We start from the raw sequence: 12,620 nt of genomic DNA, 5'->3' as shown, positions 1-12,620 counted from the left end.
TGTTTGGGTATTTTGTTAATATATGACCACTACAGGAAAACACTTGTGCACCGAACCCATTGTCATGTATCAACATCATTTTTAATAATCTAACAATAACCCATAAACCCACCGATCAAACGAGCATTGAATGATTGGCAATGTGCCAACCTCCTCAACGTTCGCACAGCCAGTGCATTTCTGGTCCCACCCCCTCGGTCGAACACTCAACATTCACGCAGTGAATCCTCAACATTCCGCGCAGCCGGTGCATTTCTGGTCCCGACCCATCGGAGCGGAATACCCAACCGATCCAGGCACTTCCCATCCTTACAAATAAACGCAGGCATCCTCTCCACAATGAAAAATTTATAATCAGTTGGGAATGGCTTTACCGTATCGTAATTTACAAATTTACAGTAATAAAAATTGTGATCAAGCTCTCTCCTTAATAATTCAGGAGAATTAACCACTTTATTTTTCAGATTCATGTATTACGTATCTGCAATACTGCTCATACTGTTCAAAATTCCGCCTAAAAACAGAGCTCACTTCAGAAGGCTGGCTGCTTCCCTGGCCAAAAGAGGCTGGATGCGTACCTATGAACGAATCATAATTGCTTATGATCGGGATATACAGATCTGTTCTTACAGTGATTGCCGGGAGGCAACTTTCGAAGGCTCCGGATTCAGCACGGCAGTCCTCAACTCCTACCGGAAACTTATGTTAAAAGAACAGGTTTTATTTGAAAAAATATATTTTAATGAAAGAAAAAAAATCATTCTTTTTTTCAGAGACACCATTCAGCCTCAGCTCATCGAACAAGGGGTGAAGACTGCACGTCTGGTCAGACTTAATGAAGGTGATAAACTTTTTGCCACCTATTTTGAGTACTTTGACCTCAAAACACTAGATTCGGATGAATATTTAGAAAAGGCTACCGATGTAGCTGCACGAATAGTAAAAGTAAATCTATCGGAATCAACCGATATTCCTAACTCACGCTTAAAATATAACAAGAACACGTTTACTGACGCTCTTGAAAACCTTCAGAATGAACTGGAATTTAGGGTTCCCGATATCAGCAATCTGCTATCAGAATCAGATATATATATTTCCCGTTATGTGAAACGATGTCTGAATCATGGAGATCTTTCTGATAAGAATACCTTTAAAGAAGGTAAAGTGATCGACTGGGATAATTTTGGCTGGTATCCCATTGGGTACGATTTTGGACTTATTATCGGTCTCTCAACACAATCAGGACTTACGCTTGAGGAGTATCTTCAGATTGAGCAAAAACTCTACCATAAGGTTTCTGATCTAATACAACTAAAAGATTTTCAAATTTCCCTCGCATTCTTTACGGCAGTCTTTATCCGAAGTCAGCGTGTTACGGTGAGGTATCAAAATCAAAATATCAATACACAGCTTTCTAGGGAGCTGGTACAGCTCTTAAATAAGAGGCTGCTCAAGGCCGGGGTTATTTCTGATTATGTCTGACTATAGTATCGATTTCGGTTAATTGGTTGTTGGTTATCTGGATCACATATTGAGGTTTTATCTTTTTAGTATATTATAGAAATTCTAAAATATACGGCTTACTGTACCTGTTACTATATTTTTATCCACATCACGGTACGGGTTAAATCTCTATTTTATTGTGATAATCGCCGCACTTCTTTGCTCCATGTGTCACTTTTCAGATGAATACTACAGGTATTTCGCGAGGCCATGATCGGTCAGGTGTTTTTTAAACTGATCGTAGTTTTTAATTAAACAGTCCAATGGTTGACTGTTTACTTTTTTATGGCGTGTTTGAACTTTTTTTCTCTCCAATGACAGCTCATCAAGTATTCGATCCACCGTACCCTGGTGCATCTCCTGTTTTTCAAGGTCATCTTCGTAGACAACTTCAATATACTCCAGTCCCTGTAAAGCTTTTTTTTCCTCTTCTGTAAACCGTTCTCTCTCTTTAACCCAGGTTAGAAATCCTTCCGGATCGATCTGCAGCTCAATTTCTTCTTTTTTATCATTGAATTTATGACTTGCGCCGCGTGCATTGTGCACATAGTTAGAGAGTACATGCTTTACCTTGTTCCTTCTGCTGAGATATATAATTTTCCATCCGGAGGCGTACAACGCTTTCAGAAAACGGGCCGTGTCTTCAGGTCGGCGACGGTCATTGACCAGCTGGTAAATTTTTACGTGAAAAATAAAATTCTCCTCAGGTCTTCTCCTTGCGAGTCCCCGGATAAACGGGAGTGGAAAAAGAATCTGACCTCTTGATTTATGAAACAGCTCTCCATGTTTCTGAAAATGGCCTGTTTTAAAGATCAGGTCTTCCAGCAGGGTACTGCCGGTTCGCCCCTGTCCAAAAATCACCACCCGGTGCTGCTCAAGAGAGTCCTGTTTAAAGAGTTTACAATAATAGGCAATCCATTCTCTTCGTAAGTAGAGTCCCCGCCTGTACCAACCATTTACTTTTTTATTTAGTGACACTTTTTCCGGTTTATTATTAGGTGTATATACAATTATCAAACAGCTGCTTTAGCATGCATTCATCAATACTTATTATAATAGTATCAGACAAAAAATATATAAAATATTTATTACGATACAGTAAAAATCAAGTTTCGTAAGTCATTAGAATTGCAATAAATAGATTTATTTTTGTAGTAATAGGATCAGTTCTTAATCTGATTTTTGGCACCAGAAAAGAGTAAAAAAGTAGATTTTATTGATCTGAAATTAATAAAGGAAGGGGTATCTGATTTTATAGCAAGGCTTAACTGCTGATCTGACTTTCAAACTGCTCTCTGTCCTGGTGAAAAACCCTTTCCTTCACTCTGAACGCGTTAATGGATTCATGCATACACATTTCGCTGATGGCATTGTCCGCTTCCCGCACAATAGGGGTCTGTTCATCCAGTATTTTTTTTACGCCTTCAAGTGTCACCCCGTAGGCGTGCGCACCATAATGAAAACCCGGGATTTCCAGATTCTCTGAGTAATGCCGGGGAAATTTACACCTGTAGGTGTGTGGATTATATTTCTTGTTTCCAAGCTTTGATAATACCGGGTAAATTAGATTGATTCTGAGCCTCGCCTTCCACGATAGTTCATTATTGTTTTGAAGATACCCAAGGTAGAGTAATTCCCAGTCAGGAGGCAGTTCATCGAGTGCCTGCTTCAGGTGTTGATTTTTGCTCTGATCAATGGTGATATCATCTTCCATGATCAGAACTTTTTCATACCCGTTTTTAATCGCATCTTTGTAGATACCGACATGTGAGAGAGCGCACCCCAGGATGCTCATCGACAAATCACGCTGCGGTAATTTCAGTTCTTTTTTTATGAATTTTGCCTTTTCTGAATCGTAAAGCCCCTTTTCTTCCAGTTCCCGGATATCCAGTTTTTGGCCGTCCACACCCCAGAAAATCTCATAGTCTAATCCAGCCAGCCTTTTTTTAAAAACCGGGTGCCGGTCGACACTTCGCTCCAGTGTCATAATATAAATATTATCGAATGTTTGATTCAGGGTTTCAAAAACTGACATATATTGCCTCTGTTATGGTTTACTATTCTCTTACCTGCTCTGGCTTGATAAGCCTCATCAACAAAAACACGTTTACACCAATTTGCATACCCATTTTGATGAAATCGATATAGAGTAATACAAATCTGTGTTTTAAATTTTTTACGTATGGTTTCTTTTTGAATAATCCAAGCAAAGCACCTTTTGTTGATGACAGCAGAACTCTAAGTTGTCCGCAATTGTATTTTTCACGTACAATTACCGAAGCCCAGCAGATATGCCGATAATGCTTTTTCAGCATCGCTTTCAGGTTTTTTCTTGCCGGATGCAATACGATTACATCTGCTCCGTACTCCATCTGATAACCAAGGCTGACGCAGCGATTGGAAAATTCCCAGTCCCCTCCGGATTTCAGAGTGGTATCGAATCCATTGACTTCATTAAACACCTTTTTTTTCACAAAATGATTTGCCGTACAGCTTTTTCCTTCCGGTACCCACTGTTCCTGTTTAAAGGCGTTGTAACTCTCATAAATATAGGCGTGTTTGCGGCCATCCTCAGTTCTGAAGATTTTAATTTCTCCGCCAATACTATCACAACGCGATTCTTCAAATAAGTTAAAAGCATGCTGCAACCAGTTTTTATCTGGTATGCAGTCAGAATCTGTAAATGCAAGATATTTCCCATTTGCAAACTCTGCACCCCGGTTCCTTGCAGCATAAGAACCCGGCTCAGATTCAAATTTAAGGATTGCATGATCAGGCATTCTGAAATGATCCGGTCTTGATCTGGTTGATGCATTATCTACAACAATAATCTCAAATTTTTCTGAATCAACAGTTTGTTTTGAAAGTGCATCCAGGCATAACTGAAGCTGTTCCCAATTGTTGTATACCGGTATTATAACGGAAAATATCGGGGCAATTCCCATTTGAATCAGAGCGTTTTATTTATAGTTAAGTTAATTCTGATTATCTATGGCAGTTTCAGACAAAAGTAAAACTTTTTATACTGTTCCTGAATGATCACTAATAGTTCCATTTCCTAAAAAAGTGAAACAGAAAACATAGCTTATCTGAGCAAAATCGGTGTGAAAGATAACAGATCAATAATATTCAGAGGCTTATAATCTGTTAATAAACATCAGATACTTTCAAATACTTCGCTTAGTTTTTGACCCATCACTTTTGATGAAAAAGATTCAATGACAGTAGCTCTTGCTGATCTGCCCATTTTTATTCTGAGCTCATTATTTTGTATCAATTTTTGCAGACACCTTCCTAGTCCATTGTTATCTCTCTCATCAGCAAGCAGACCATTTTCCCCGTCTTCAATTACATACGGAATACCGGCGTGCCGTGTAGAAACCACAGCCTTCTCCATACACATAGCTTCAAGAATAGTAACAGGCGTACCTTCCATATCCCCTGCTTCATCAGTTCTGCTATTTAAAACAAAAATATCTGTTTCGTTAAGTAAATTTTTAATTTTTTGATGAGATACACCACCATAGAAAACAACTTTCTCTTCAATTGAAAACCTTTTTACCAGCTCTTTACACTCATCAAGTTCTTCTCCATCTCCGGCAAGATGAAGTTCAATATTCTGAATCTTCCCAGTGAGATGGTGAAATACTCTGATCAAATCAGGGACACCTTTTTTCGCCACAATTCTTCCAGCATGTAGAATTTTTATTTTATTATCGCTTTTTGCCTTGCCATCTGCACTAAATTCATCCGCATTAACGGAACATGGAATAATGTGTACTTTCTGCTTCCATTTATCCAGTTTTAGCGTGTTTATCATATGCTCACTCACCACGATGATTTTTGTTGCATATTCAAAAAGATACGGTAATTTTTGTGCATACGCGTCGTCTCTTAGTAATGATGAGGCATCATACCCATGAAAAGTTACCACAAGTGGAATATTGTGTTTTTTGGCTATTCCAAGAATCTCAAGTGCCCTTGGCCCGAAATGTGCATGAATTGCTTTTATTTTTTCTTTTCTAAGAAATTTCCTTAAGCGGAGAAGTGTACGCGTGTCAAAGTAAAGATTTGAATCGTAATATCTTCTGGCAAGTTTTGACACAACTTTATCTGCAATATGTACCGGCTGATCAATTTTAATTTGTTGATATTCATCGATATTGAAACTATGAGGGTTTTCAAACCGTTTGGCTAAAAGATGTACATCATATTGCTCAGCAAGTACTTTTACCTGTTCATACATAAACGTTTGACTCAGTAAAAACAGGATATCATTGTAAACAACAACAGAACCACAATTTTTTTTCATTGTTTAACTGACTCTTTTGAAGCTCTGGCAGCTAACTTTTTTTTAATTCTGCTTCGCATAGAAATCATTTTTTTTATGAATAAAAGCCTGTATCTGAAAAGGTTAAATGTAAGCCGGATTTTTTTTGGTATACTCCAGTCTTTGTTACGTATAACGAGTTTATGAGCACTTTTCAGCAGGCAGTTCACCGTCTTTCTTCTGTCTGATATTTTTTGGCCTTCGTACCTTCTGAAGATACCGACTTCAAAGTCCAGGTAACGAATACTGTTCCCGTTTATAAGTAAATCTCCCCAGAGTTCGTAGTCCATGGCGTAGTGGTTATTGACTTTAAGTCCGCCAACTTCCCTGAATTGTTCGACATTAAATAGCACATTCTGCTGTGCAATTGCATTCTTACCCCAGTGATGTTCAATATCCAGCAGGTCATCAATCGTACGTATATTACTGGTTTGTACAGCCTGGATATTTAGATGTTTATCAGTATGAATGCATTTTCCCAGGTAGAGTGTTTTCTGGTCATCTCCCTCTATATGTTTAGCAATATTGAGCAGTGCATCTTCAGCAAGCAGATCATCACTGTTAATCCAGTTCCCATAGGTGCCGGTAGCTCTTTCAAATCCTTTGTTTACCGCATCACTCTGGCCGTTATCCGGTTCACTCACCCAGTAATCAATCCAATCCTCATATTTTTTGATAACCTCTACTGTATTATCCGTACTTCCCCCATCGATAATAAAATATTCCAGATTGGGATAATTTTGCAGGATGATTGATCGAATCGTCTCCTCGATAAACTCCCCCTGGTTGTAGCTGGGGGTTACAATTGTAATTTTGGGCCACTCATTGTTTTTATGACTTTTGGCAGGCGCCAGGTTCGCTTTCTCGCCGATCTCTTTATTCCAGGGCCAGCTTTTGGTGTTTATTACTTCCCCTGAAGAAGATGCCGTAGTACTGTTCATGGTTCTGCTCGCTTATTTGTTCCCCGCTTCAAACTCTATACCGCTTTTCTATTGAAATAACCGTATTGTACTGCCAACCGGGTTAGTCATGCTTATGTAGATCTTAAATCGAATATATAATAGTATAAAAAAAAAGGATGGCCAAATTCAGTTAAACCTCTCCAATAAACTATAGAGGGTAAACTTTCAGTTAATCTAATATGAATTCCTGATCTATCAATTTAAGAAAATGAATGAATAGTTAATTCTCATCACGGAGAATACAAGTTAGTTTATTTTTTATCCTCGAAAAAATACCAGGCGTTCTCTTTTGGATATTGTTATTTTTTTTGCTCATCATCTTAAAATGAAGATCATCTGCTTTCCTATCAATAAGTTTATGTGGAGGATGTTTTAACGGAAACTCCATTCCTGAAACAGGAAGTGCCGCGTATTCATGATTTTCATCTTTGGTGTGAGTGGCCTTCTTTCCAAATCCTATATTACTAATTAGGTTTTTTTTCGGAATTATCGAAAGCCCGTGCTGTACCCAACAATTAAATACCCATTGGTAATCCCAGGTATATGTGTAATCTGATTCCTGAATATCTTTTGGAGGATCACTTCGGTATGTTCGCTCAAAATGGTGCCTCATGTAGGTTGCAGTTTTCTCATCACCGGTAATACGCAATGGAAAATCAGTTTCTTTCAGCCCTTCCCAGAGTTGTAAGTGATAGTCGTACATCTTCCAGGCTCTGCGCCATGTAGCCCAACCCCAGGTACCTGGATACACTGAATAATAGTAACTATGTTGTACGCCTAAACGATTTCCCTGAAGGTTTCGGCCGCTGACAGTCATCACCCGGCTATCGTCCTTATACTTTTCCAGCAGTTCATCGCAAAATGGAAAAAAGCTTGGATCCGGGAGACAGTCATCTTCAAGTATAATGGCCCGGTCCACATGTTCAAATACCCAGCTGATCCCGGATGCAACGCGAATACCGCATCCCAGGTTCTTATCGGAATAATTTCGGTGCACCTCGCAATCCCATGTTATCTTCTCCAGAATTCTCTTTACCTCTGCACAGGATTTTTCATCTTCCTTTTTACCCTCTCTCGGTCCGTCCGACACCAGAAAAAGTTGTTCGGGTTTTGCTGCCGCAAGACGTTGGAATACCTTTTCAGTCAGATCAGGCCGGTTGAATACAATAAATAAAACAGGTGTTTTCATATTATTTCTGGATCTACAGCACCAAGGCAGTACTATCGGCTATTGATGTCATCGGCTATCTGGAAACAGGTTATGTGGTCATCTAAAAAAAGATTTATTATTAACCTGACTTTGAAATCAAATTTTTTCACAATCTCCATATGCAGAGGTGATTAGAGAGATTCTTGGTTTGGATAAGATATTCAGGACTTTGTGAACTGTTAATCCTTATAGGCTGTCTGTGATGTATAAATTCTATGTAAATGATCGTTTCTGGTATAGGCTTCGTGAATCATTTGAGCCACCTGTTTATTCCCTTCAATGTTCCAGTGTATATCAAATTTGATAAAATGCTCTTTGCCAAGAAAATCTTTCGTTGTGTAAAAAGGGATAGAATGTCGCTCACAGATATCTTTTAATCTTTTATCGGGAAGGTCGGGATCAAAACTTACGGAATCTGCTGCCTGGGATTTTAATTCATGATGTCGGCTTTCATCAATCTGAATGATATCCGGCAGTGAAAATATTATAAGTTCTGCATTTTCCCGGGCACATAGTTCACTCCCTTTCTTTATAAGATACTCGCATCCGCTAAATGCGCGTTCCGACAGAAATGAGTGCGTACAGATATTTGCAAGAGCCCCGTAGTAATCTCTTTTTTCGACAATTTGCCAGGGGGTAGGATTTACATGCTCTGTAACGATTTCCCACTCCTGCATACCCTTTTTTTCGCGAACGAACGGCATTCGGTAATGCCTTAAATTTGGTGTTAGATTTTCGTACAAATCATTTCCATGATAGATAAACCAGATCACGGTTTTTTCTTTAAAATGTGGCCGGTATTTCTCCATCAGCAGATATTCCTGAACCATATTGTACCCGTTCGCACCTACGGTTTTAATGGACAGTTCGCTTTGTACATTTCCAAAAATATCTTTATCGCTCACTCCAAATCCAAAAGCAAAGGAGTCCCCGAAAACGATAATATCACTCTCCTCAAACGCGGTATTTGTATTTCGCCACCCATAGTTATCGGTTGACAGGCTGTATCGGTTACCGGGCAAATCTGTTGCGTATGTATCCAGGTTTTCTTTTGGCTTCCAGCCGATCACCGGGTAAAACTGGATCAGCTCATCCCAGGTTGCAGGAATAGGCCGAAGCTTCCGTACCAAAATCATAATCCGCTTCTGGATGAGCCTGACGGTCCAGAAAGGAATTCCAAGTATGAATACGGGTACTACGGCAATCAGTGCAATAACAGATGAAAAAAAACCAAATATAAGCCGCACTATTTTCATGTAACCCCCTCTTATTATTAATATAGAGTATAGTTATTGGATTCGGATTGAACCTGATTATCCGGAGCGTGAATTTTTAAAAGCAAAAGAAACGGCATGAGAAAAATTTGCCACCTGTTTCCGGAAGCGGAACTCCAGTTGAGATAATCCATAATCCAGTTTTCTGACCGGGAACTTCTTTTGTAATACCGGTTATATTGAAGTCCGATGTGATCTCTATCAACAGTATTACGTGGTTGCCACATGGATGCTTTATTTCCCGGAAAGTTAAAACGACGGTCGGATCCGGCCAGACCGACTGCTGTGAAAATTAGCCGCAAACAGACAGCCAACAGCCAGTAATTCATTAACCGGATATAGAGCCCTGAAAGTCGGTTCCAAAAATTATATATAAAAAGGGTTGAATTCTTTCTCCGCCATTCGATCAATGCAAGTCCGCATGTAACCATCAAACCTGTTCCAATGGCCAGGATGATATAGATGATTCCAAAGGACCAGACCAGGAATACCATACAGGCTGTGAAAACAAACCCTAATGAAAGTAAAAAGCTGATGATTTGGTTTCTGTGTGGTGTTTTTTCGAGTTCTAACATAAAATAACCCTCCATTTACGACGTGGTGAGATGACTGTTCCGGGGCAGCGTCTTCGGGTGATTAACTTATAATCCATAATTTTTGTGATCTTTTGTGTGTTTATTTATGAGTGTCCGGCCTTTTTGACCCTCCCCCGTCCCTTCTCTAAAGGGTGTGAGGAAATACTTAATCAAAGATATCGGCCATTTATTTTTACCACGAAGACGCAAAGCCACGAAGGTACACGAAGTATAACAAAATTAAATTACTAGCCTTCGTGATTCTTCGTGTCATCGTGACTTCGTGGCCAAATTGAAGGAGTTTTTTATATGCTTGTTTATTTATTTTCTCAATGCTTTATGGTCAGCATCGGAGTGATTTCAGTTATAAATTAATCCGGTGCATATTGCGACATATATTTTTCTGAGTCGATTGCCGAGTGATCATCCTGTTCTTTTTTTAACAAAACGTAATTTTCAAGAACAAGGCAATCCATATCGGTAGCCATGAAACAGCGATACGCTTCCCAGGGTGACTGAACAATCGGTTCACTTCTGACGTTAAAACTGGTATTTACAATGACCGGGCTGCCTGTCAGCTCATAGAATTTTTTCAACAGGCTGTAAAATCTGCCATGACGCTGCTCATCTACTGTTTGAATTCGGGCTGAATAGTCTACATGGGTAATTGCGGGATATTCAGACCGGGCCACAGAAACCCGGATACGTAAATCCGGATCTTTCATTTTTTGAAGGTCCTCCTGCGATAGGTCGGATCGTTTCTCTTCGAGTACAGGTGCCACCACCTGCATATAGGGGATATCCTCATCCGGCCGAACCTGGAACAGTAAATGAGCCGATTCCTGCAAAACCGACGGGGCAAACGGTCGAAATGATTCCCGGTATTTAATTTTCAGATTCATTTTTTTCTGCATATCAACCGTGCGCGCATCCCCGATAATACTTCTGCAGCCGAGAGCCCGCGGCCCAAACTCCATTCTCCCCTGGAACCACCCAATGATATGTTGCTGGTCAATGAGCTGTGCAACACGTTCAACAAGTTTATTTTCTATCGGTATATATTCATAATGAGCCTTAACGGAATCCAGAAACAATCCGATTTCCTCATTTTGGAAAGATGGACCTAAAAGGCTTCCCTTCTGGCTGTCATTTTTTTGTACGTTTCTCTTTTTCCCCAAAACATGATGCCAGACCAGTAACGCAGCCCCCAGGGAACCCCCCGCATCTCCGGCAGCAGGCTGAATCCACAATTTGTCAAATGGCCCCTCACGAAGCACTCTTCCGTTCGCCACACAGTTTAAAGCAACTCCACCTGCGAGGACCAGGTTTTTCATCCCGGTTAACTCATGTAAATGGCGGGCCATCTTAAGTACAATTTCTTCACAAACAACCTGAATGGAAGCGGCCAGGTTCATCTCTTTCTGAGTAATAGTCGTTTCTGGTTCACGTGGTGCATCTCCGAAAAGCTCGTGGAATTTTTCAGAGGTCATGGTGCGGCCATGGCAGTAATTAAAAAAGGAGAGGTTCAGTTCAATAGATCCATCCTCTTTGATATCCAATATATTATCCTTAATAAGCTGCACATATACCGGTTCACCATAAGGAGCCAGGCCCATGAGTTTATACTCGCCCGAATTCACTTTAAAACCGCAATAATAAGTGAAAGCAGAATAGAGCATCCCCACAGAGTGCGGGAACGGTAATTCCCTTAACATCTCGATATCATTTTCTTTACCAATAGCTAATGAGCTTGTTGCCCACTCCCCCACGGCATCTATGGTTAATATCGCAGCTTCGTTAAATGGGGACGGGTAAAAAGCACTAGCTGCATGAGATTCATGATGATCTGCAAACAGAATCTCACCCTTAAAATTTTGAAGTCTTTTTTTCAGAGCACCCGGAATATTGAGCTTATCCCGCGCCCAAACCGGTATCGACTCTTTATAGGAGTCAAGGCCCCGAGGTGCGTAAGCCAGATACGTTTCAAGCAACCGTTCAAACTTCACATACGGTTTTTCATAAAATACCACAAAGTCCAGTTCCTGTTGAGTAATCCCCCCTTCATTCAGACAATACGCTACCGAACTTTCCGGAAATGCTGCATCCCCCTTAATTCTGCTGAATCGCTCCTCCTGAGCTGCTGCAACGATTTCAGAATTCTGCAGCAATGTGGCTGATGAATCGTGATAGAAAGCTGAAATTCCCAGAATTGATGTTTTCATGATAACACCCTCCCTTTAGTGAATTTCAATCTTATAAAGAATATTTCTTTAATACAATGAATTATCTATTATGAAATAATTTTAATAAACAAAATGAACTATCTTTATTTTTAAAAAAAATTATTCATCCTTAAACACTCTTCCTCCTGAGGATAGGCCCTGAAAAAAATTATTAAAAAAACTTCTTACTGAATGAAAAGAGACACACTTTCAATTCCCTTTAGAGATATTTCTATAAATATGATTATGTCAATAATAATTAACAATTTTCAAGACAACTGTAAATCATGGATAAAATCAAGGAGTGTTCGATTTTTCGATAAACTTATCCACTGACTTCCGAAATTGTGTCTGTTATAAGGCACCACGAGTTTTTTTTAAAGTCCCTGCTATAGAGTGGCTGACATTGAAGCTTCGCCAGAGTTGGGTGAAGATTCAAACAACTATTCATGGCACAGCAATTTTCACGCGTAATCGCGCTGATTAATCCGCTGATCTTAGGTTATAATCGAACGGATGTTTCAACCTGAGTTCTATTAAATGA

General features: G+C 39.7%; 10 protein-coding genes. 1 reads left to right on the top strand and 9 read right to left on the bottom strand.

Annotation, left to right across the window (positions count from 1 at the left end):
- Positions 1-468: 468 nt before the first annotated feature.
- Positions 469-1,482: a phosphotransferase gene (locus DYD21_RS19710; protein WP_116038738.1), complete on the top strand. Its 1,014-nt coding sequence runs from the start codon at positions 469-471 to the stop codon at positions 1,480-1,482.
- Positions 1,483-1,692: 210 nt separating this feature from the next.
- Here DYD21_RS19710 and DYD21_RS19705 read toward each other — a convergent pair whose 3' ends face one another.
- The 9 genes from DYD21_RS19705 to DYD21_RS19665 all read right to left on the bottom strand — a co-directional run bounded on the left by DYD21_RS19705 (position 1,693) and on the right by DYD21_RS19665 (position 12,076).
- On the bottom strand, positions 1,693-2,481 hold the full coding sequence (locus tag DYD21_RS19705; RefSeq protein ID WP_147303656.1) for a sulfotransferase: 789 nt from the start codon (positions 2,479-2,481) through the stop codon (positions 1,693-1,695).
- Positions 2,482-2,767: 286 nt separating this feature from the next.
- Positions 2,768-3,538 (bottom strand): glycosyltransferase family 25 protein, encoded by a 771-nt coding sequence (locus tag DYD21_RS19700; RefSeq protein WP_116038736.1) that lies wholly within the window; start codon positions 3,536-3,538, stop codon positions 2,768-2,770.
- Positions 3,539-3,560: 22 nt separating this feature from the next.
- Entirely contained in the window at positions 3,561-4,448 is an 888-nt protein-coding gene (locus tag DYD21_RS19695; RefSeq protein WP_116038735.1) for a glycosyltransferase family 2 protein, read from the bottom strand.
- A 212-nt stretch (positions 4,449-4,660) separates the two neighbouring features.
- The gene (locus DYD21_RS19690) at positions 4,661-5,815 is read right to left on the bottom strand and encodes a glycosyltransferase family 4 protein (protein WP_116038734.1); all 1,155 of its coding nucleotides are present in this window, start codon (positions 5,813-5,815) and stop codon (positions 4,661-4,663) included.
- A complete protein-coding gene (locus DYD21_RS19685) occupies positions 5,812-6,774 on the bottom strand; it encodes a glycosyltransferase family 2 protein (protein WP_116038733.1) in 963 nt (320 codons plus the stop codon). Before DYD21_RS19685 ends, DYD21_RS19690 begins: the two co-directional genes overlap by 4 nt.
- Positions 6,775-7,015: 241 nt before the next feature.
- A complete protein-coding gene (locus DYD21_RS19680; RefSeq protein ID WP_116038732.1) occupies positions 7,016-7,984 on the bottom strand; it encodes a glycosyltransferase family 2 protein in 969 nt (322 codons plus the stop codon).
- A gap of 200 nt (positions 7,985-8,184) precedes the next feature.
- Complete coding sequence (locus tag DYD21_RS19675) at positions 8,185-9,261, bottom strand: hypothetical protein (protein ID WP_116038731.1); 1,077 nt, start codon at positions 9,259-9,261, stop codon at positions 8,185-8,187.
- A gap of 17 nt (positions 9,262-9,278) precedes the next feature.
- Positions 9,279-9,854, bottom strand: a complete 576-nt coding sequence (locus DYD21_RS19670; RefSeq protein WP_147303655.1) for a hypothetical protein — start codon at positions 9,852-9,854, stop codon at positions 9,279-9,281.
- Between the two features lie 371 nt (positions 9,855-10,225).
- On the bottom strand, positions 10,226-12,076 hold the full coding sequence (locus tag DYD21_RS19665; RefSeq protein WP_116038729.1) for a carbamoyltransferase: 1,851 nt from the start codon (positions 12,074-12,076) through the stop codon (positions 10,226-10,228).
- Positions 12,077-12,620: the final 544 nt, after the last annotated feature.

The sequence above is a fragment of the Rhodohalobacter sp. SW132 genome, from assembly GCF_003390325.1.
In the GTDB taxonomy this organism is placed as follows: domain Bacteria; phylum Bacteroidota; class Rhodothermia; order Balneolales; family Balneolaceae; genus SW132.
This window is presented reverse-complemented; position numbering and strand designations above follow the sequence as displayed.